General features: G+C 71.6%; 19 protein-coding genes. 8 read left to right on the top strand and 11 right to left on the bottom strand.

Going from position 1 to position 21,062, the window contains the following annotated elements:
* Nucleotides 1-266 precede the first annotated feature (266 nt).
* Entirely contained in the window at nucleotides 267-1,928 is a 1,662-nt protein-coding gene (gene thsB / locus E3328_RS17110; RefSeq protein ID WP_135365859.1) for a thermosome subunit beta, read from the top strand.
* Between the two features lie 203 nt (nucleotides 1,929-2,131).
* Here thsB and E3328_RS17105 read toward each other — a convergent pair whose 3' ends face one another.
* Nucleotides 2,132-2,680 (bottom strand): universal stress protein, encoded by a 549-nt coding sequence (locus E3328_RS17105; RefSeq protein ID WP_135366440.1) that lies wholly within the window; start codon nucleotides 2,678-2,680, stop codon nucleotides 2,132-2,134.
* A 772-nt stretch (nucleotides 2,681-3,452) separates the two neighbouring features.
* Here E3328_RS17105 and E3328_RS17100 point away from each other — a divergent pair.
* The gene (locus E3328_RS17100; protein ID WP_135365858.1) at nucleotides 3,453-4,442 is read left to right on the top strand and encodes an ornithine cyclodeaminase family protein; all 990 of its coding nucleotides are present in this window, start codon (nucleotides 3,453-3,455) and stop codon (nucleotides 4,440-4,442) included.
* Between the two features lie 4 nt (nucleotides 4,443-4,446).
* Here the strand turns inward: E3328_RS17100 and E3328_RS17095 are convergent, their stop codons facing one another.
* Nucleotides 4,447-5,040, bottom strand: coding sequence for a nucleotidyltransferase family protein (locus E3328_RS17095; protein WP_135365857.1), 594 nt, complete (start codon nucleotides 5,038-5,040; stop codon nucleotides 4,447-4,449).
* A 100-nt stretch (nucleotides 5,041-5,140) separates the two neighbouring features.
* Here E3328_RS17095 and E3328_RS17090 point away from each other — a divergent pair, with 100 nt between their 5' ends.
* Nucleotides 5,141-6,835, top strand: a complete 1,695-nt coding sequence (locus E3328_RS17090) for a thiamine pyrophosphate-binding protein (protein ID WP_135365856.1) — start codon at nucleotides 5,141-5,143, stop codon at nucleotides 6,833-6,835.
* A gap of 192 nt (nucleotides 6,836-7,027) precedes the next feature.
* The gene (locus E3328_RS17085) at nucleotides 7,028-8,047 is read left to right on the top strand and encodes an NAD-dependent epimerase/dehydratase family protein (protein WP_135365855.1); all 1,020 of its coding nucleotides are present in this window, start codon (nucleotides 7,028-7,030) and stop codon (nucleotides 8,045-8,047) included.
* A 45-nt stretch (nucleotides 8,048-8,092) separates the two neighbouring features.
* On the opposite strand, the gene E3328_RS17080 is transcribed toward E3328_RS17085, so the two are convergent.
* The 3 genes from E3328_RS17080 to E3328_RS17070 all read right to left on the bottom strand — a co-directional run bounded on the left by E3328_RS17080 (nucleotide 8,093) and on the right by E3328_RS17070 (nucleotide 10,287).
* Entirely contained in the window at nucleotides 8,093-8,791 is a 699-nt protein-coding gene (locus E3328_RS17080) for an SIMPL domain-containing protein (RefSeq protein ID WP_135365854.1), read from the bottom strand.
* Between the two features lie 150 nt (nucleotides 8,792-8,941).
* Entirely contained in the window at nucleotides 8,942-9,592 is a 651-nt protein-coding gene (locus E3328_RS17075; RefSeq protein WP_135365853.1) for an HD domain-containing protein, read from the bottom strand.
* Nucleotides 9,592-10,287 (bottom strand): EthD domain-containing protein, encoded by a 696-nt coding sequence (locus E3328_RS17070; RefSeq protein ID WP_135365852.1) that lies wholly within the window; start codon nucleotides 10,285-10,287, stop codon nucleotides 9,592-9,594. Before E3328_RS17070 ends, E3328_RS17075 begins: the two co-directional genes overlap by 1 nt.
* A gap of 110 nt (nucleotides 10,288-10,397) precedes the next feature.
* Here E3328_RS17070 and surE point away from each other — a divergent pair, with 110 nt between their 5' ends.
* From surE to E3328_RS17050, 4 genes are all read left to right on the top strand, one after another.
* On the top strand, nucleotides 10,398-11,186 hold the full coding sequence (surE, locus tag E3328_RS17065) for a 5'/3'-nucleotidase SurE (RefSeq protein ID WP_135365851.1): 789 nt from the start codon (nucleotides 10,398-10,400) through the stop codon (nucleotides 11,184-11,186).
* A 115-nt stretch (nucleotides 11,187-11,301) separates the two neighbouring features.
* Nucleotides 11,302-12,324 (top strand): hypothetical protein, encoded by a 1,023-nt coding sequence (locus tag E3328_RS17060; protein WP_135365850.1) that lies wholly within the window; start codon nucleotides 11,302-11,304, stop codon nucleotides 12,322-12,324.
* A gap of 61 nt (nucleotides 12,325-12,385) precedes the next feature.
* Nucleotides 12,386-13,654 (top strand): M24 family metallopeptidase, encoded by a 1,269-nt coding sequence (locus E3328_RS17055; RefSeq protein ID WP_135365849.1) that lies wholly within the window; start codon nucleotides 12,386-12,388, stop codon nucleotides 13,652-13,654.
* A gap of 123 nt (nucleotides 13,655-13,777) precedes the next feature.
* Complete coding sequence (locus E3328_RS17050) at nucleotides 13,778-14,779, top strand: LLM class flavin-dependent oxidoreductase (RefSeq protein ID WP_135365848.1); 1,002 nt, start codon at nucleotides 13,778-13,780, stop codon at nucleotides 14,777-14,779.
* A 443-nt stretch (nucleotides 14,780-15,222) separates the two neighbouring features.
* Here E3328_RS17050 and E3328_RS17045 read toward each other — a convergent pair whose 3' ends face one another.
* From E3328_RS17045 to E3328_RS17020, 6 genes are all read right to left on the bottom strand, one after another.
* On the bottom strand, nucleotides 15,223-15,630 hold the full coding sequence (locus E3328_RS17045; protein WP_135365847.1) for a PaaI family thioesterase: 408 nt from the start codon (nucleotides 15,628-15,630) through the stop codon (nucleotides 15,223-15,225).
* Nucleotides 15,631-15,692: 62 nt separating this feature from the next.
* Nucleotides 15,693-16,619, bottom strand: coding sequence for a GNAT family N-acetyltransferase (locus tag E3328_RS17040; RefSeq protein WP_135365846.1), 927 nt, complete (start codon nucleotides 16,617-16,619; stop codon nucleotides 15,693-15,695).
* Between the two features lie 13 nt (nucleotides 16,620-16,632).
* Complete coding sequence (gene gatD, locus E3328_RS17035; protein WP_135365845.1) at nucleotides 16,633-17,886, bottom strand: Glu-tRNA(Gln) amidotransferase subunit GatD; 1,254 nt, start codon at nucleotides 17,884-17,886, stop codon at nucleotides 16,633-16,635.
* Between the two features lie 76 nt (nucleotides 17,887-17,962).
* Nucleotides 17,963-19,132, bottom strand: a complete 1,170-nt coding sequence (locus E3328_RS17030) for a zinc-dependent alcohol dehydrogenase (RefSeq protein ID WP_135366439.1) — start codon at nucleotides 19,130-19,132, stop codon at nucleotides 17,963-17,965.
* A 41-nt stretch (nucleotides 19,133-19,173) separates the two neighbouring features.
* The gene (locus E3328_RS17025; RefSeq protein ID WP_135365844.1) at nucleotides 19,174-19,962 is read right to left on the bottom strand and encodes an SRPBCC family protein; all 789 of its coding nucleotides are present in this window, start codon (nucleotides 19,960-19,962) and stop codon (nucleotides 19,174-19,176) included.
* Nucleotides 19,963-20,202: 240 nt separating this feature from the next.
* Nucleotides 20,203-20,931: a sugar phosphate isomerase/epimerase family protein gene (locus tag E3328_RS17020; protein ID WP_135365843.1), complete on the bottom strand. Its 729-nt coding sequence runs from the start codon at nucleotides 20,929-20,931 to the stop codon at nucleotides 20,203-20,205.
* Nucleotides 20,932-21,062 lie beyond the last annotated feature (131 nt).

Here is a 21,062-nt window from a genome sequence, read left to right as displayed (position 1 = left end):
GTCGACTGACCCCGCAGCCCGGCGCCCCCGGTCGGCTGACCCCGTTTGTGACCCAGCCACGCCCGGCCGGCCGCTCGTCTTTCGCTGCCGACATATAAACCCCGCCACTCCCTGCTCGCAGACGTTGGTACAGTATCACACACGGGAAGCGGGTAGCGGACGCGATATGCCGGTTATCCGGAGATACAGCGGGGCTATCGCGCGGACAGTCGACGCCCTCGAACACCCAAATTTATATAGAAGCACATTCATACTCCGGGATGAACATGAGTCAGCAGCGAATGCAGGGTCAGCCCATGATTATTCTGGGCGAGGACTCCCAGCGGATGAAGGACAAGGACGCGCAGAGCCACAACATCTCCGCCGCGCGTGCGGTCGCCGAGTCGGTCCGGTCGACACTCGGGCCGAAGGGGATGGACAAGATGCTCGTCGACTCGCTCGGCGACGTGACCGTCACCAACGACGGCGTGACCATCCTCACCGAGATGGACATCGACAACCCGACCGCCGAGATGATCGTCGAGGTCGCCGAGGCCCAGGAGGACGAGGCCGGCGACGGCACGACGACGGCGGTCGCCATCGCGGGCGAGCTCCTGAAAAACGCCGAGGACCTGCTGGAGCAGGACATCCACCCCACCTCGATCATCCGCGGGTTCAACATGGCCTCCACGAAGGCCAAAGAGGAGATCGGCGAGATCGCCACCTCGGTCGACCCCAGCGACGAGGAGATCCTCAAGTCGGTCGCCGAGACCTCCATGACCGGCAAGGGCGCCGAGCTCAACAAGGACGTGCTCGTCGACCTGGTCGTCGAGGCCATCCAGGCGGTCACCGTCGAGGCCGACAACGGCGACCACGTCCCGGACCTGCAGTTCCTCAACATCCAGACCCAGACGGGCCGCGCGGTCTCCGACTCGGACCTGCTGGAGGGCGGCATCATCGACAAGGACGCCGTCCACAGCGACATGCCCGAGACCGTCGAGGACGCCAACGTCCTCCTGCTGGACACGCCCATCGAGGTCGAGGAGACCGAGACGGACGCCCAGCTCAACCTCGACAGCCCCGACCAGCTCCAGGACTTCATCGAGCAGGAGGAGGAGCGGCTCAAGGAGATGGTCCAGACCATCAAGGACGCGGGCGCCAACGTCGTCTTCTGCCAGAAGGGCATCGACGACATGGCCCAGCACTACCTCGCCAAGGAGGGCATCCTGGCGGTCCGCCGCGTCAAGAAGTCCGACATCGAGTTCGTCTCCGAGGTCCTCGAATCGCGCATCGTCTCCGACATCGATTCGGTCACCGCCGACGACATCACCGAGGGCAAAGTCACCCGCGACGAGGACGACGAACTGTTCTACGTCGAGGGTGAGGGTCACGGCGCGACCCTCCTCCTGCGCGGCTCCACCGACCACGTCGTCGACGAGCTCGAACGCGGCATCAACGACGCGCTCGACGTGGTCGCCTCCACCGTCGCCGACGGTCGCGTCCTCGCGGGCGGCGGCGCCACCGAGGTCGAACTCGCCGGCCGCGTCCGCGACTACGCCGACTCCGTCAGCGGCCGCGAGCAGCTGGCCGTCGAGGCGTTCGCCGACTCGCTGGAGCTCGTCCCGCGCGTGCTCGCCGAGAACGCCGGGCTCGACTCCATCGACACGCTGGTCGACCTGCGCGCCGCCCACGAGGACGGCGACGAGCACGCCGGCCTGAACGTCCACTCCGGCGACGTGGTCGACACCTTCGAGGCCGGCGTCGTCGAGCCGGCCCACGCCAAGGAACAGGCCGTCTCCTCGGCCTCCGAGGCCGCCAACCTCGTCATGAAGATCGACGACATCATCGCCGCCGGCGATCTCTCCACCGAGGGCGACGAGGACGAGGGCGGCCCCGGCGGCCCCGGCGGCATGGGCGGTATGGGCGGCGGCATGGGCGGCATGATGTGAGCCCACTTTTTCGAGCGGGGAGTTCCTCGCGCGCCGGACGCGCTGCGGGAACCCTCCGCTCGAAAAACGTGGGGAAAAAAGCCGGACGCGTCGGTCGCTTCGCTCCCTCGCGTCCGGTGAACCGCGCGCCTCCGGCGCGCGGATGCTTACCCGCCGACCGCCGCACCGCTCGCTGACTGTCCTTCTTTCGTTCTCGCGCCGCGTTACGCCGTCGGCGTCGGTTCCTCGGACTCCTCGCCGACGCGCTCGACCTTCGTGCCGCCGCAGTTGCGACACGAGGGGATCGTCATGTCGTCGTCGGTGTAGTACTCCTCGCCGCAGCTCTGGCAGCGGTGGCTCGGGATGTGCTGCTGTTCGCGGTCGCCGGTGACGACCACCGGCCGCTCGGCGTCGAGCGTGACCTCCTGACTGACGCTGCCGAACAGCACCGAGCCGAGCGGCGACCGCTTGCGCCCGCCGAGCAGGATCATGTCCGCGTCCACCTCGTCCGCGGCCGCCAGGATGCCTTCGGCAGGGTCGCCGTACCGGGTCATCGGCTCCACGTCGAGGCCCGCCTCCTCTAGCCGCTCGTGGGCGTGCTCGCCCGCCCTGAGCTGGAGCGGCGACGCCTCCTCGGCCCGGTCGGCCTCCCGGAACACGTGCAGGAGCTTCACCGCCACGTCCTCGTCCGCGTTCGGGAGCCCGATCGCCGTCTCTACCTGCGCCGTCGCCCGCGACTCCGCCATGTCGACCGGCAGCAGGACTGTGTACATGGGTGTGTCACCCACGGTAACGTACACCAAGTAGCGGGAAAACTGTTCCGCCACCATCTTTTTCGACCGGGGGTGTCCTCGCGCCCAGAGGGCGCTGCGGGCACCCCCGGTCCAAAAACATGGGTGAAAAAGGCCGGACGACTCGCTCACTGCGTTCGCTCGCGTCCGGTGAACCGGCGCCTTCGGCGCCGGACGCTAACTACAGGCGGTAGCGGTTGCGGTGAGCGGTTGCGGTGCGGTCGGCGCGTGCTGGAGCGCGCGTTCATGCGCGCGACGAAACCGCGCGAGGGATTCGCGACTCGTGTGTCGCGAATCGGCTGGGGAGGGTCGTGGCTGTCTGCGGTGGGGTTGCGGTGCGGCGCCTGGCGGACTGAAAGGGCGAGGCGCGCTCGCGCTCGTGTAGTCGTCTGAGCGGGCACTATCCGCGCGGTGCGAGGCGCTGGGCGCCTCGAAGCGAACGGCTGTGCCGTGAGCGGGCGGTGCCGAGAGTGCGGATATCCCGCTTGGTTCGAGAGAGCTCCGCTCTCTCGTCACTGAGCGAATCGGAGATTCGCGAGGTCCGCAGGAGCTCCGCTCCTGCGAGATCCCGAAAATCGAAGATTTTCGGAGATAGCGACCGCGAGCGCGCCGAGGGCTTTCAGCGCCTGTGGTTGACTGCGCTCTCCCCGATACGACTTCCTTCCACGACAAACCCAGCAGAAACACCCACTCAACGAGCACATCGTCTCGAAACCGGTCGAACTTCTAAGTGCGCGGCGGGGGTATATCCGGTATGCAGACGCTGCTTCTGGACCCCGATGCCGTCGAGGAAGCCGCGGAGATGTCGGCGGTCGTCTCCGCGGTCGAGGACGCCTTCGCCGCCGACGCGCGCGGCGACACCCAGATGCCCGCCAAGTCCTACATCGACCTGCCGGCGTACAACGGCGACTTCCGGTCGATGCCGGCGTACCTGGACGCCGGCGAGTGGGACGCCGCGGCGGTCAAGTGGGTCAACGTCCACCCCGACAACCCCGCCGACCACGACCTCCCGACGGTGATGGGCACCGTCGTCTACTCCGACCCCGAGACCGCGTTCCCGCTCGCGCTGCTCGACGGGACGACGATCACGCGCAAGCGCACCGGCGCGGCCGCGGCCGTAGCGACGAACCACCTCGCCGTCGAGCACGCCCGGACGATGGGTATCGTCGGCGCGGGCGTCCAGTCGTACACGCAACTGGAGGCGGTCGCCACCGTCCGGCCCATCGAGGAGGTCGTCGTCGCCGACCGCGACCAGGAGAAGGTCGCGGAGTTCGTCGCGGCCTTCGAGGACCGGTTCGACGTGCGCGGCGGGTCTATCGAGGAGGCCGCCCGCTGTGACGTGCTCTCGACGGTGACGCCGGTCGAGGAGCCCATCGTCCACAGTGTCGGCGACCACACCCACGTCAACGCCATCGGTGCCGACGCCGCCGGGAAACACGAGATCGCCGACGAGGTCCTGCTCGACTCCCTCCTGGTCATCGACGACTACGAGCAGTGCACCCACTCGGGGGAGATCAACGTCCCCTGGAGCGAGGGCGTCCTCTCCGACGACGACATCCACGGCGAACTCGGCGAGGTCGTCGTCGGCGAGAAACCGGGTCGCACGCCAGAGACCGGCGTGACCGTCTTCGACTCGACGGGTCTGGCCATCCAGGACGTGGCGGCCAGCCACGTCGTCTACGAGTACGCCGCCGAGCACGACGTGGGCGAGACCGTCTCGCTGGTCGATACCGACGTGCTCTGAGCGCTCACTGGCGGAGCGCGATGAGGTCAGCGGTGGTGTCCACGTCCGCGAGGACGCCGGGGTCGCCCGTCTCGACGACCGCGGCGTCGTCGGCCCGTTCGAAGACGCCGCGGCCGCCACGGTCGCCCTCGACAGCCGCGAGCGCGTCGAAGTGCCGGGCGTCGAACAGAACCGGGTTGCCCCGCTGGCCGTCGTACCCCGCCGCGAGCGCGGACCCGCGGCCCGCCCGGTAGGCTTCGGCGAGCCGGTCCACGGTCCCGGGGTCGACCCGCGGCATGTCGCCGAGCGCGAACACGACCGCGTCGGCCCGGTCGCGCGCCCACCGGACACCGCACCGGACCGACGTGGCCTGGCCGGCGGCCGCGTCGGGGTTCTCGACGACCGCGAGGTCGACGCCGGCGAGCGCGTCGGCGACAGCCGGCGACTCCGGGTCGACGACGGCCGCGGTCGAGCCGATGTCGGCCTCGACGAGCGTCCGTGCGGCGTGACGGACCAGCGGTTCGCCGTCGAACGTCGCGAGCAGTTTGTCGCACTCGCCGAAGCGGTGGCTGTCGCCCGCGGCCAGGAGCACGCCCGCGACGCTCGGGTCGCCCCTCACGGCGCCGTCTACGCCGTCGTCCGGGAAGTCTCTACCGCCGGAGAGCCGGAGTGCCCCGCCGCGCGGAACTACCAAGGCCGTCGCCGTGGTACTCGACGGCATGAACACGGCCGAGCGGATCGCCGCGACGCTGGAAGCGCTCGACGTGGCGTACGTCTTCGGCTACCCCGGCGGGCGCGTGATCGAGGTGTTCGACGCGCTGGGGGAGTCGGACATCGAGGTGGTCCGGCCGCGCGACGAACGCGAGGCCAGCGTCATGGCCGAGGCCGCCGGTCGGATCACACGCGAGCCCGGTGTGCTCGCCGGACAGGGCCCGTGGATCGGGAGCCTCGGCGCCGTCGGCCAGATGGAGGCGCGGCTGGGGTCGTCGCCGATGGTCGTGATCACCGAGGCGAGCGAGCGCGGCGAGTACGCGACGCTCGCGCCGTACCAGGGGGCCCGCGGCGACTACGGGGGCCTCGACCTCCCGTCGATCCTCGACGGCGTGACCGCCGAGCACTGGGAGCCCCGGACGCCGACCGAGACGATCCGCAGCCTCCAGCTGGCGTTCAAGCACGCGACCGCCGGCCGACCGGGACCGTGCGCGGTCGTCCTCGACGGCGACGCCGTGACCGAGGAGGTACCCGACGATCCGATGCCGCCGCTGTGGGACGACGAGGCACAGGCCCGGACGTGGGACGCCCGGCCGGTCGACGGCGACCTCGAACAGGCGACAGCAGCGCTCGACGAGGCCGAGCGGCCCGTGATACTCGCGGGCAACGGCGTCCATGCGGCGAACGCCTACGACGAACTCGAGGCGGCCGCCGCGGCGGCCGACGCCGCCCTCGCGACCTCCTACCTCGGGAAGTCGACCGTCGCCGAGACGCACGACCGGGCGGTCGGGGTCGTCGGGTCGTTCGGCCACGAGGGCGCCAATCGGGCCGTCAGCGAGGCCGACACCCTGCTGGTCGTCGGCTGCCGGCTCAACCCGATGGACACCAACTGGGGCGCGGCGTCGTTCGTCCGCCCGGACGAGCAGACGATCCTCCACGCCGACGTGGACTCGCGCAACGCCGGGTGGGTCTACCCCGCGGACGTGGGGCTGATCGGCGACGCGCGAGCGACGCTGGCGGCGCTGGCCGACCGGCTACCGGACGAATCGGACGGGGACAGCTGGGCACTGGACCGCGCGGCCGCGGCGCGGAAGGACTTCACGGCGCCGGCCTGCGATTCGGACGCGGTGCCGATCAAGCCCCAGCGCGCCGTCGCCGCGGTCGAGTCGGTCGTGGACGCGGAGACGGTCGTGACTGCGGACTCGGGCAACAACCGCTTCTGGCTGCTCAACTACCTCCAGACGCCGGCCCGTCGGACGTACTTCGGGAGCGGCGGCGTCGGGGCGATGGGGTGGGCCGCGCCGGCGGCGGTCGCCGCGGCGCTGGTGACCGACCGCGACGCGATCGCCGTCGCCGGTGACGGCGGCTTCGCGATGACGATGACCGCCGTCGAGACGGCCGTCCAGCGAGGCGTCGCACCGACGTTCGTCGTCCTCAACGACACCTCGCTCGGGATGGTCCGCCAGATGGACGACGAGCTGCCGGGGACGGAGTTCCCGGACACCGACTTCGTCGCGGTGGCGCGGGCGATGGGGGCCCGCGGCGCCCGCGTGACGGAACCCGAAGACCTGGAACCGACGCTGGTGGACGCGAACGCCGACGACCGCCCGACCGTCGTCGACGTGCGCATCGACCGCGACGAACCGATGGCCGACCGGCTGGCGTCGCCGTTCTACGAGGAGGTCGGCGGGCTACACGAGTGAACACCGGCTGCTGGTGACCCGACGTGAGGGCGAACAGGCGGCGCAGTCGACCCGCGGAGCGGCGCGCCGCGCGACCGCGACCCGCTCCGCGGTGGCTCTCACAGCACGAGCCGGGATGGTCGCGCTCTCCGGGATAAATGTCAGCCTCGAATCTTGCGGCAACTTTTTCCAGTTCGTGGGCGAACGGACGGTATGGCAACGGTACTGGTGACCGGCGGGACCGGCTTCATCGGGGCGTACGTCGCCGCGGACCTCGTCGACCACGGCCACGACGTGGTCGCGTTCGACCTGTCGACCGACGAGACCCGGCTGGCGAAACTGGGCGTCGCCGACGACGTAGACGTGGTCCGCGGCGACGTGACCGACCCGACGGCCGTCGTCCGGACGGTCCGGGAGACGGGGGCGACCCGCGTGGTCCACCTCGCCGCGCTGCTGACGGACGCGGCCGAGGCGAACCCGCGGGCGGCGCTCGACGTGAACTGCGGGGGGACGAACAACGTCTTCGAGGCGGCCCGGGCGCTCCCGGACCAGATCGAGCGCGTCGCGTGGGCGTCGTCGGCGGCGGTGTACGCGCCGCCCGAGCACTACTCGGCCGGGGGCGGCGACGGCGAGGCGGACGGCCAGCCGGTTGTCGACGAACCGGTCGGCGACGGGACGGCCTGGGTCACGGAGGACGACCTGGTCTACCCCGATACCCTCTACGGCGCGACCAAGGAGTACAACGAACACCAGGCGCGGGTCTACGCCGAGGAGTTCGGCGTCTCCCACGTCGGCCTCCGCCCGACCGTCGCGTACGGCCCCTACCGCGAGACCGGCGGTTCGGCGTTCCTCGTGGACCTGGTCGAGAAACCCGCCGTCGGGGAGTCGTTCGCCGTCGAGTACGGCGACCAGGTCATCGACTGGCAGTACGTCCGCGACATCGCGCAGGCGTTCCGCAAGGCCGCGTTCGCCGACGAGTCCGCCCTCTCCCAGCGGATCTACAACGTCCGCGGCGAGTGCGCCACGATCCGCGAGGCCGCCGACGCGGTCCGGTCCGTGGTGCCCGGCGCCGACATCTCCGTCTCCGACGAGGGCGACCTCCCGTGGACGCAGACGCTCGACATCACGCCGGCCCGCGAGGACCTGGGCTACGAACCCGAGTACGGCCTCGAAGCGGGTATCTCCGAGTACGTCTCCGTCCTCCGCGAGGAGCGGGGGCTCGACCCTGTCTGACTGTTCGTATTCGCTGTTTGACGGCGAATACGCGGCGAGCGGGCTTCAGTCGGCGGTCGCGTTGTAGGTGATCTCGACGGTCGCGGAGACGCTGACGGGGCTGGGTTCGACGGTCGTCCCCGCGTCGGCGGCCCGTTCGACGAGGAAGCCGCTCCCGTCGCCCGTCGACACGGAGCGGACCTCCCCGAGCGCGAGGTCGGTGCTGTCGGCGACGGCTTCGGCCTGGACGCGGGCGTCGTCGACCGCCTCGTCGATGGCGTCGGCGCGGACCTCCTGCCGGCGCTCGTCGGAGACCGTGAACGCGACGCCGTCGATCTCGGCGGCGCCGTTGGCGACGGCGGTGTCGACGACGGCACCGGCCTCGCTGGTGTTCGTCGTCGTCACCGCGAACGACTGGCGGGCGACGTAGGTCGTCGTCCCGTTGTCGACCCGCTGGAAGACCGAGTAGCTCGTCGTGGCGACCGACTCGACGGAGAGATTTCCGTCGTCGAGCGCGTCGCGGAGCGTCGAGGTGTCCTCAGCCAGGCGCTCCGTCGCCGCCGTGGCGTTGTCGGCCTCCGCCGTCGCGGCCAGGTCGACGACGGCCCTGTCGGGTTCGGCCGTCACGGTCCCCGTCGCCGAGACGGAGACGGTCGAACTCTGGTTGCCCGCCTGGGCGCCCCCCAGGAGCGCGGCGCTCCCGAGCCCGACCGTGCTCAGCAGGACGATTCCGGTCAGCGCGACCGCCGCCAGGTTCCGGTTCATGCGGGAGTCGGCGGGCCGACCCCGGATAGTAATCCGCGCGCTATCCCGGGTACGCTCGGCCAACCCGGCGGTAGGTCCCCGGTTCGCAGTCGGGTACGTCGCCGCCCGGTTCGCGGTCGAGTGCGTCGCCGCTCGTGTCGAGGCGTCCGGTCAGTCGCTCGTCCGCGAGTACCGCTCGACCCACTCGTCGAGGGAGAGCCCCATCGTCGCCTGCGTGATCGCGTTCGAGGAGGCCGCGTTGGCGCTCTTGACGAGTTCGGCCGCCAGCGTGCGCTCGGGGACCTCGCCGAGGAAGTGCGGGATCGCCCGCTGGACGGCGAGCGGGCAGCCGACCTCGTGGGCGAGCGCGTAGCCCGACAGCGAGTGGGGGATCGCCTCGCCGGCGTAGCGCGGGTCGGGGTCCACCAGGTCGTCGTCGACGTGCGCGACGTACTCGTAGCACTTGCCCACGTCGTGCAGCAGACAGGCGGCGACGACGGTGTCGGTGTCGACCGCCGCACCGTGGCGGTTCCGCTGGACCGCGGCGGCCTCGACCGCGATCTCCGTCACCCCCCGGGTGTGTTCGACGTTGCTGACCTCGTGGATGTTCCAGGCGTAGGGGATCTCGTGGATGTCGCGCCAGCCGCCGCGTCGGAGCCCCAGCGTCCAGGCCTCGACCACCCGCTCGCGCAGGTCCTCGTCGGTGATGGCGTCGAGTTCGGGAAAGGCGTCACGGACCTGTCGCTCGTACTCGCCCCCATCGTTTCGGGTCGAACCGGGATCGTCGCCCCCCTCGTCGGTTCGTCGGTCGTCGCCGCCCATCAGTACCCCTCGCGGTCGGTCGCGTCGAACCGGACGGTCTCGCGGCCGATGAGTCGCGGCCGCTCCTCGACGGCGAGGAAGTTGTCCACGTCCTCGCGGGCGGCCGCGGCCACCTCCTTGCCCGGGTCGTAGTCCCGCGAGCCGGGCGAGCCGAGCGCGTCGTACAGATCCGCCAGCGACTCGAAGTACAGCTCGGCGACGCCGTCGAACGCGGCGCCGTCGGGGTCGACGGGGTACACCGTGTGGTAGCGGACGACCCCCTCGATGTCGCGGGCCAGCGGCGTGTGCTCGGTCTCCCAGTAGTTGCGGAAGGCCCCGTGGCTCATCCCCGCCTTCCGCACCAGAAACGCCGAGTGCTTGTAGAGCCCGTCGGTGTCGCCCCCGGTCTCGTCCCGCTGGAGGACCTCCTCGCCGACGAACGCCGACCGCTCGCCGACGGCGGGCAAGCCGCCCTCCCCCCGCTGCTCGTCCTCGCCCGTGCCCACCGCGGCCTGCAGGTCGGCCAGCGACTCGAAGTACAGCTCGGCGATCCCGTCGAACTCGGCGGCGTCGGGGTCGGTCGGGACGACCGTGTGGTGGCGGACGACGCCCTCGATATCGCGAACGAGGGGGGCCCGTTCCTCCAGCCACCGCTCGCGGAACTCGTCGTGGCGCTCCCCCTCGCGCCGGTTCAGCAGCGCGATGTGTTTGTGCATACCACACATACGAGTCGGCCGGCGGATGTACCTTCCGGCGATACTTGCCGCCCGTCGCAACCTTCGTGTGGACCGATAGTTCCGTGCCCCCACCGGGCGAACCCCCGCCGATGGACGAGCCGCACGTCCTCCTGACGAACGACGACGGCATCGACAGTCTCGGGCTGGCGTGTCTCTACGAGCGGCTGGCCGAATCGGTCGCGGTGACGGTCGTCGCGCCCGCCGAGGACCACAGCGGGCTCGGCCGGAAGAACTCCTACGCGGTCGAGGTCCGCGACCACGAGTGGGGGCGCGTCGTCGAGGGGACGCCCGCCGACTGCGTCGCCTACGGCCTGCGCGGGCTGGCGGTCGAGCCGGACCTGGTGGTGTCGGGACCGAACCCGGGGCCGAACATCGCGCTCCACCGGCTCGGCCGCTCGGGGACGGTCGGCGCCGCCATCGAGGCCGCTCACCTCGGGACGCCCGCAATTGCCGTCTCCGCCTACGACCCCGTCGGCGGCGAGATCGACGACCCCACCGCGGAGTCGTTCGCCCGCACCGTCGAGTTCACGGCCGGGCTGGCCGAGCGGCTCCCCGGGTCGGGCGCGTTCGACGCCGTCGACTACCTCACCGTCCACGTCCCCACCGAACGGGCCGCGGACCCGCAGGTCCGGCTCACCCGGCCGAACGAGGCCTTCGACGTGACCGTCTCCGAGGACGGCACGACCGCGCGGATCGAGGACCGGAGTTACGACCCGCTGCGGAAGGATCGGGACGTGGATTTCCCGCCCGGCGAGACCGACACCGACCGGCGCGCGCTCGCCGACGGCGACGTGAGCGTCTCGCCGCTGCGCGTGACCGACCGGGTCGTCGAGAGCGCGGCGCTGGCCGACGCGCTCGACGGGCTCGAAGTCGCCTGACCGCGGCGCCCGTACTCGACCCGCTCGGTCGGAATCGCCCCGAACCGGCGCGGTCGTTCAAACGCACGCTGTACCCTCCTGAAGGCCCTTATCCGGGACGCCCGACCGTCCGGGTATGGACCGACGCGACCTCCTCGCCGCGCTCGCGGCCGGCGCCGTCGCCGTCCCGGGCTGTCTGGGCGACTCGGACGGGGCGGGCGAGGGCTCCCTGTCGGCGACGCCCACCGAGACGCCGACCGTGACCGAACCGACTGCGACCGGCGGCGCGAGGCCGTCCCCCGCGGATAGCGGATCCGGAACGGAAACGACCACCGCAGGCGGCTTCGTCGACGAGGCGTTCGTCGTCCCCGAACTCGCCGCGCCGGATTCGCCGGACTCGTTCGGCGTCTACGGCGAGCGCGACGAGCAGTACGTGGTCGCGCTGCTCGACGCGCGTGGCGGGACGGACCCACCCGTCGAGGAGATCGAACTGGTCGCCGGCGGCGACTCCTACGCCGCGCGGGTCGACGTGGGGCGGCAGTGGTGGGCGCTGTTCGACTACGGCGAGCCGTACTCGCCGGTCGACGAGCCCGAGGGGTGGGTCGTCTTCCGGGTCCCGAACCCGCTCGACGCCGACGCCGCGACGATAACCTGGCCGGGCGGCGAGCGCGCGCTGACCGGGGAAGCCGTCGCCGCGCTCGCCCGGCCGCCCGCGTCGTTCGCGGTGCGGTCGTTCGCGGCGCCCGAGACGGCCGACCCCGGCGAGCCGATCGAGCTGTCGGTGACCGTCGAGAACACCGCGAGCGTCGACGGGACGTTCGTGGCGGCGCTCAACCGCTCGGCGCCGCTGTACGCGCCCGAGGCCACGGCTCGCCTGCCGGTCCCCGCCGGCGAGACCGCGACGTGGGAACACGAACACACCGTGAGCGAACGAGGCCCGTCACAACCCCACACCCTCCGGTTCGGGCTCTACTGGCGCGACGGGTCGATGGACCGCACCGTCCGCGTCGGAGCGACCGCTACGACCGAAGGGGATCCCGCGACGACCGAGCGAGGCGACCCGCCGACCGCCGCCGGGGAAACCGACCGATCGACGCCCTCGGAGACGCCGACCGCGACCGAGACGCGCCCGATCACGCCGACGCCATCGCCGGAGTGACGCCCGGGGACGCTCGCAATTTTTGCCGTAACTTGATGGGTTCGGCGGCCGAAGCTCGCGTATGCACGACCGCGAGTACATGGCGGGAACGCGGGGGACGATGGCGGTCGACTGGGAGGAGCGCATCGACGTGCAGCGCATGCGCCGGGAACGCTACGAGCGGGCGCTGGAGCGCCTGGGGGACTCGCCGCTGGGTGCCCTGTTGCTCGTCTCGGACCCGAACATCAGGTACGTGACCGGGCTGGCGATGACCGGCGGGAGCGGCGCCGACCACTACACGCTGCTGACCGAGGACGGCGACGTGGTCCACTGGGACACCGCCGACCACGCCGCCAACCAGCGGTACAACTGCCCGTGGCTCGACGACGTCCGCCACGCCGCGCCGGGGCTGGGGAACGTCCCGCGCGCCTCGGGCAGCGACTCCGCCCGCGCATTTCTGGCGGGAAAGATGGCCGACCTCGTCGCCGCGGCGATGGCCGAGTACGGCGTGGACGACCTGCCGCTGGGAGTCGATGTGGGCGCCCGGCGGCTGCACGACGCGCTCGACGATCGAGGGGTCGAAACTCGCGTCGACCGGGCGGTCGATATCATGCACGACGCCCGGAAGACCAAGACCCGCGACGAAATCGAGTGTCTCCGGCAGGTCGCCGCGATCTGCGAGGCGGGCTTCCAGCGGATCACAGAGGCCGCTCGCCCGGGCGCCCGCGAGTCGGAGGTGTGGGGCGAGGCGGTGCGGGAACTGCACCGCCACGGCGCCACGGTGGGGGGCGGCTACCTCACCTCTGGGCCGAACACCTGGCCGAAACACCAGGCCAACACGACCGACCGGGCGCTGCGCCCCGGCGACCTCGTCTACGCCGACTTCTACAACGTCGGCTATCTGGGCTATCGCTCCTGTTACTACCGGACGTTCTCGCTCGGCGAGCCGACCGAGGCCCAGCGGGACGCCTACGAGACGGCGGTCGACACCCTCTATCGCGTCCTCGACCGGATCGAGCCGGGCGTCACGACCGACGAGATCGCCGCGGCGTTTCCCGACATGGAAGGCGAACACGCCGACTGGTACGGCGCCGACGAACACTGGGAGCTGACGACCAACCACTGGGCCCACGGGCTGGGGCTGCAGCTCTACGAGGTCCCGCTGGTCTGGCGCGGCGTCTCGCCGGACCACCCCATCGAGATCGAGGCCGGGATGACGATGGCCGTCGAGACGCAGGCGCCGGCCGACCGCCAGGGCGTCCGCGTCGAGGAGATGGTCGTCGTCCGCGACGACGGCGTCGAGGTGCTGAGTCAGTGGCCCGTCGCCGAGATCTCCCGCGTCGACTGCTGACCGGACCGACGATCGCGTGGCGACCGCGCGGTCGACCCCCCACCGCCGTCCGGTCGCCGAGTCGTCCGACGGCAGCATCACCCGTCGTGTGACTATTTCCCATGCCGGCCCCTACTCGGGGGTATGGATCTGGGCACCGGTCTGTTCACCTGCCAGCGCCGCCCGGACGACGACCGGTCGTACGAGGCGATCTACGACGAGTTGCTCGAACTCGGCGCCGCCATCGACGACGCCGGCCTCGCCTCGGCGTGGGTCTCCGAACACCACTTCGCCGACGACGGCTACCTGTCGGGCACGATGCCCGCGCTGGGCGCGCTCGCCGCCGCGACCGACGACGCGACCGTCGGCACCTGCATCGCCCTCGCTCCCCTCTACGACGCGGTCCGGCTCGCCGAGGACGCAGCCACCGTCGACCTGCTCTCGAACGGCCGGCTCGCCCTCGGGCTCTCCATCGGCTACCGCGACACCGAGTTCGAGAACTTCGGCGTCCCGACGGACGAACGGGTCCCCCGCACCGAGGAGGCCGTCGCCCTCCTGCGCGGCGCGTGGTCCGAGGGCCCGGTCGGCGTCGACCCGGAGTTCCACGACATCGACCCGGAGACGACCGTGACCCCCGACCCCGCCGGCGACCCGCCGATATTCCTCGGCGGCGCCGCCAAACCCGCGGTCCGCCGCGCCGCCCGCATCGGCGACGGCTGGTGTGCCCCCTCCTCGCTGTCGCTGGAGGGCGTCGAGAAGCGCGTCGAGGACATCCGCCGCGTCCGCGACGAGGAGGGCCTCGACGGCGACTTCCAGGTGTACGTCCTCGCCCACGGCTTCGTCGGCGACTCCCGCGAGGCCGCCTGGGAGGCGATGCGCGACGGCTACTACTACCTCCAGCGCCGGTACGCCGAGTGGTACGAGGGCGAAGCGATCGACGAACTCCCCGCCGAGCGCCGCGCGGAGCTGAGAGACGATGCGGTCTTCGGGACGCCCGACGACGTGGTCGCGGAACTGGAACGCTACCGCGAGGCGCTCGGCGACGACGTACACGTGATCCTGCGGACCTACTACCCCGGCATCGGTACCGACGCGATGGTCGACTGTATCGAGCGCCTGGGCGAGGAAGTCGCACCGCGGGTCTGATCCGGGGGAACCGTCGGCGTCGGACAGCGACCGGGCAAGTGCGGTCGGCGCGCGCTGGAGCGCGCGTTCATGCGCGCGACCGTAGCCGCGCGAGGTCTTCGTGAACTGTGTGAACGAAGGCTCGTCGGAGCTTGCTCCGACGGTGGATTCGCGACTCGCGGGTCGCGAATCGGCTGGGGAGGGTCATGGCCCTTTGCGGTGCTGTGCGGGCGGTCGCGGTGCCGTACCGTGCGGTCGCGGTCCCTGGTGGACTGAACGGGCGAGGCGCGCTCGCGTGCAGTTCAGTCGCCTGAGCGACCCCTATCCGCGCGGGTGGTGCCGAGAGCGCGGATATGTCGCTCAGCGACCGCGAGCGCGCCGAGGGCTTTCATCCCTTGCTGTCACGTGCGGTCAAGTCGATTCGAAACGAGCGCGACGGACGCATCCTCGACCCGCTCACCATCTCACTCGGGTTCGCCGGTCTTGTAGACGCCGCGGGCGCTGGCGAGGTGGGCGTCGCCGTCACCGTCGCCCCCTTCCGCGTACACGTCGACATCGACGACGCCGACATCCCCACCGTTCCGGACCACGTCGGCCTCGGCGGTCAGATCCCCGGTCCCGGCCTCCAGGTAGTCCATCCGCATGTCGACGGTCGGGACGGGCCGGTCCACCAGCGACACGAGCGCCGCGCCCCCGACGGTGTCGGCGAGGGTGTAGGTCACCCCGCCGTGGGCCAGCACGCGCTCGCTGTGCCACGACAGCTCCTCGCGCATCGGCAGGCGGCCCTCGGCGTGACCCTCGTCGATCTCGGTGAGTTCGATGCCCAGCAGGTCGGCGAAGGGCATCTCCTCGAAGAACGATTCGGCGTCCATGCGTCCGGGTTCGGGTCGCGCGAGGGTAAGTGTCGGGGGCGGGAGCGCGCGAGGACGGCAGTTCACCGCCGCCCCGTCAGGTCGGCGGCCATGACGAAGTCGGGGTTCTCCGAGACGGCGATGCCGGCGTAGGCGGCGTCGGAGACGTGCCGCGGCGTCTCCGGGATCAGGACGCGCGTCCGGTCGGCGTCCAGGTCGGCGGCGTCGCGGGCGATAGCGGCGAACAGCGTCTGCGCCGCCGGCACGTCGTCCCAGGCGCCGACGCCGTACTCGACCCACCGCTCCGAGCCGCCGGCTTCGGTGTCGCGCTCGTACTCCCGGGTCCGGAGGGCGGCGCCGCGGGTCCCGTCCGGCCCCTGCACCGCGAACACTTGCTGCTCGTCGGCGGCGGCGCGGAACCGCTCCCGGGTCGCCTCCGAGAGCGCCCAGGACTCCTCGGGATCGAGCGTCAGCCCGGCGAGTTCGCGGGCGGCGTCGCTACGCTGCCAGTAGCTCCAGGCGGCGTCGGGGTCGCCGGTCGCCGCCAGCCCGCTCGCGCCGTTCGCGTCGGCGCGGGCGTCGACGTCCGGGTCCGGGTGGGCCCACCGGAACTCCGTGGCCGGGTCGTACCCCACCCCGCGGGCCGCGCCGAGGCCGGCCGCGTTCCACGAGAACACCATGTTGCGACAGACCGTCGCCCCGCGGTCGCGCGCCCAGTCGAAGCAGGCGTCGTTCATCGCCTCGGCGACCCCCTTCGCCCGGGCGTCGTCGGCCACGCGCATCCCCTGAGCCCACGCCTCGTGGTCGGAGAGCGCGACGACCTGGCAGACCCCGACGGCGCGGCCCGCCTCCTCGGCGACGACGGTCCGCTGGTCGGGCCCGTCGCTCTCGACCCACTCGGGGAACACCTCGGGGATGTAGTCCCCGCGGTCGAAGCGGTCGCCCCACGTGTCGCTCGTGAACGCGACGACGTCCTCGTGGTCGTCGGCGCGGGCCTGGCGGACCTCCATCGTCCCGCTCAGATCAGGTCCACGGGACCGACCGCTCGTTGATCTCGCCGGCCAGCGACGTGGACATGGCCTCCTCGACGCTCTCGACGTTCGCCAGCGCCCACATGAGTTTCACCTTCGCCGTCCCGGGGAGGGTGTCCTCGCCCTCGACGATGCCGGCCTCCAGCAGGTCGCGGCCGGTGTCGTACACCCGGTCGCAGACCCGCCCCTCGAGACACTGGCTCGTCATCACGACCGTCGTCCCCTCCTCGACCAGCTCCTCGATCCGCGGGATCCAGTCGGTGTGGACGTGGCCCAGTCCGGTGCCCTCCAGCACCACGCCGGACTTACCTTCGAGGGCATCGAGGAACGCCGTGTCGGTGCTGGGGGTGAACTTCAGCAACTCCACGTCCGTATCGAGGTCGGGGTCGATGTCCAGTTCCGTCTCGCCGCGCTCGCGGTGCTCGCGGCGGAAGGAGACCTCCGTCTCGCCGTCGGTGTCGTAGTCGACGACCCCGAGCGGCTTCGCACCGACGGTCTCGAAGGCGTCCCGGCGGGAGGTGTGGTTCTTCCGGGCGCGGACGCCGCGGTGGAGCGCACAGCGGTCGTCGGACTCGTCCTCGTGCATGCAGATGAGCACCTCGGCGCAGTCGGACTTGGCCGCCTCGACGGCGGAGACGGCGTTCATCACGTTGTCCGAGGAGGGGCGGTCCGCCGAGCGCTGGCTGCCGGTGAAGACGATGGGGACGGGCGTGTCGAGCATGAAGGCCATCGCGGCGGCGGTGAACTGCATCGTGTCGGTGCCGTGCATGACGACGACGCCGTCGGCGCCGGCCTCGATCTCCTCGTGGACGGCCTCGGCCAGGTCCTGCCACACGTCGGGCGTCATGTTCTCCGAGAGGATGTTCGCGACGACGCGGCCGCGGTAGTTGGCCCGTCCGGCGAGGTCCGGGACGGCGCGGAGCACGTCCTCGGCGTCGAACTGCGCGGTGACGGCGCCGGTGCGGTAGTCGACCGTCGAGGCGATGGTGCCGCCCGTCGAGATGAGCGACACCGTGGGCAGGTCGTCGTCGAACTCGATGGTCGACTGTTCGCTGTCGGCCTGGGCCGATTCCACGTCGTAGGCGTCCGATTCGAGCACCTCCACGTCGGCCTCGGTGCGGTCGACGCCGACGTTGTACCCCCCGTCGAGCTTGACGACCAGGTGGTCCCGGGTCGTCGAGGGCAGGAGCACGCCCTCGTAGGTCTGGTCCGCGCGGTCGACGCGGACGCGGTCTCCGGCGTTCATGGGCGTCGGTTCCCCCGCCGCGGACTTGAATCCACTCGTTGACCTCGACCCGGAGGGTCGACCCCTCGGCGACCGCTCAGGGCTTGAACACCGGCCGGATCATCCCGTCCTCTTTCTCCTTGAACATCCGGTAGGCGGTCGGCCCGTCCTCCAGCGAGAACTCGTGGGTGGCGAGATACGAGGGGTCCATCTCCCCCTCGACGACGTGGTCCAGCAACTGCGGGACGTAGCGCTGGCCGTGCTGCTGGGCGGTCTCGACGGTGATCCCCTTGTTCATCAGGACGCCGACCGGGAACTTGTCCATCAGGCCGTAGACGCCCAGCACCGAGAGCGTGCCGCCCTTCCGGACGGCGCGGATGGCCTGCCGGAGCGCCTCGCCGCGGTCGGTGTGGAGGCCGAACTCCTGTTTCGCCCGGTCGTAGCGGTGAGCGAGGCCGGTGCCGTGGGCCTCCATGCCGACGGCGTCGATGCAGGCGTCGGGGCCGCGCCCGCCGGTCAGCGCGTCCAGGCGGTCGACGACGCTGTCGACCGCGGTGTAGTCGATCGTCTCCGCGCCGGCGTGCTCGCGGGCCGCCTCCAGCCGCTCGGGGAACCGGTCGATGCCGATCACCTGCTCGGCGCCCATCAGCGCGGCGCTCTCCTGGGCCATGAGGCCGACACCGCCACAGCCCCACACCGCGACGGTGTCGCCGTCCTCGATGTCGCAGAAGTCCGCGCCCATGTAGCCGGTCGGCCAGGCGTCCGAGGCGAACAGGGCCTGCTCGTCGTCAAGCTCGTCGGGCACCTCGAAGCAGTTCACGTCGGCGTGGGGGACGCGGATGTACTCGGCGTGGGAGCCGGCGTAGCCGCCGAAGGCGTGGGTGTAGCCGTAGACCCCGGCGGTCGAGTCGCCGAGGACGGGTTCCTGCATCGCGGCGTTGGGGTTGGTGTTGTCGCAGAGCGACCACAGGTCGTCGTGACAGTACGAGCAGGCGCCACAGCCGATAAACGAGGGGACGACGACTCGCTGACCCGTCTCCGTCTCCTCGACGGCCTCGCCGGTCTCGACGACCTCGCCGACGAACTCGTGGCCGAGCACGTCCCCCTCGCGCATCGTCGGGATCAGGCCGTCGATCACGTGCAGGTCGGAGCCGCAGGCCGTCGAGGCGCGCACCCGCAGGACGGCGTCCTTCGGGTTGACGAGCGCGGGCCGCGGGACGGTGTCGACGCGGAGGTCGTTCTCGCCGTGCCAGCAGACCGCCCGCATCGTCCCGGTGCCCGCGGCGGCCGCGCCGCTGGTGGCGTCGCTCACACCAGATCACCGGCGCCGCGGGCCGAGGGGTTGGCTTCGAGCGTCGGCACCTCGCCCGTCTCGACGAGGCTCTTGAACCGCCGGAGCGCCGTCCCGGCGGCGGCGTCCGGGACGAGGTCGAACCGCTCGGCCAGCGCCGACCCGACGCGGCCGCCCGGCGGGTCGAAGCGGACGTGCAGCGTCACCTCGGTCTCCGCGTCGCCCCGCGAGCGGAACCGCACCGACCCCTCGTTGGGGACGCGGGCGCCGGGCAGCGACTTCCAGCGCAGGAACTTCCCCGGGTCGGCCGCGACCACCTCGGCGTCCCACTCGAGGGCGACGCCGCGCGGGCCGGCGACGGTCCAGTGCTGGCGGTCCTCGCCGACCGCCCGGACCTCGGCGAAGTGCGCCCAGACCCGCTCGTGGGTCTCCGGGTCGCGCCAGCGCTCGTACAGCTCCTCGGCGGGGCGCTCGACGGTGACCGAGCGCTGCACGTCGAGCGCCTCGGGCGGCGCGCCCTCCGGTTCGCGCTCGCGCTCCCGCGGGGCGGTCCAGTTACCCGACCCGCCCGTCCCACCCCCCTCGCTGCGTCCGCGGAGCGCTCGCAACAGGAGCCACCCGCCGGCGACGGCGGCGGCCACGCCGCGCAGCGACCGCTTGCCGAGCCCGTAGAGGACGAGCCCGGCGCCGGCGACCCCCCGGACCGCGCGCCCCCGTCGTTTCGTGTCGGTGCCACTCGTCGAGCGGCCGGTCCGGTCGTCCGCCGGCTGCTCGCGTTCGCCTCGGTCGGTGTGTTGACTGGCCATGGAAACTCTCCCGCACGGCTCGCGCGACGGCCGTGCGCTGGCGCGCCGCCCGCGCTCGCCAGTGTGCGCCGGGGCGGCGACACTCGGATCCGATCCTCGTGGCACCGGTCAATCAGTCTCCACCCTGCACGAGCAGGCCGAACCGGTCCACACGGCGGTCGCGAGGCGCCCCTTCACGGCGTTCCGTCGCCGTTCCGGTCGAACCGCGAGGTCCCGGGCGCCGTCGTCGGCGCTGGGGGCTCAGACGAGGTCGTCCGTCCGGTCGGCCGCTCGCTCCAGCGACGCCAGCGGGTCCGCGCCCTCGTACTCGTAGATCAGCCACTCGCTACCGTTGTCGGCGACTGCGTCGGCGATGCCTTCCAGGTCGAGGTCGCCCTCGCCGACCGGAACCGACTCGCCCGCGTCCACGTCGTAGTCCTTGAGGTGGACCAGTCGCGAGCGGTCGCCCAGCGCGCGCAGGCGCTCGACGGGGTCGTCGCCCGCCGCGAGCGCGAGCCCCAGGTCGAGTTCGACGGGGATCTCGGTCTCGTCGAGGAAGGCGTCGAAGCCCGTCCGGTCGTCGAGGTCGGTGTACTCGTGGTCGTGGTTGTGGTAGTGCAGGGTCATCCCGCGCTCGGCCAGATCGTCGGCCAGCTTCGCGAGGCGGGCGGCCGCGGCCTCGACGGCCTCGACGGACGCGAAGTGCTCGGCGTCGAGCCACGGGACGACGACGTGTTCGACGCCGAGTTCGTCGTAGTAGGCGACTGTCTCGTCGAAATCGTCCTCCAGTTCGTCGATGCCGACGTGGGCGCCGGCGGCGTCGAGCCCGGTCGATTCGAGCGTCGCGAGCACCTCGTCGGTGTCGGCCTCGGTGACGCGGTAGGCGAACTCCACCCCGTCGAAGCCGGCGTCGGCGACGAGTTCCAGTATCTCGGTGAACGGGCGGTCGACGTTGCGGAGCGTGTACAGCTGGATTGCCGAGCGGGTCATCGGTCCGGACCAGGCCCCGCGGGCCGAAAGCCGTTGGGCTCGCGGTCGGCCGCTCCGGTTATCGGGACCGCTCCGCACTCGGTGCTACGGGTCGCCGCCGCCGGTGGCTTTTCGGTCCGCCCCGCCCACGC

The sequence above is a fragment of the Halosimplex halophilum genome (assembly GCF_004698125.1).
Taxonomy (GTDB): Archaea; Halobacteriota; Halobacteria; order Halobacteriales; family Haloarculaceae; genus Halosimplex; species Halosimplex halophilum.
This window is presented reverse-complemented; position numbering and strand designations above follow the sequence as displayed.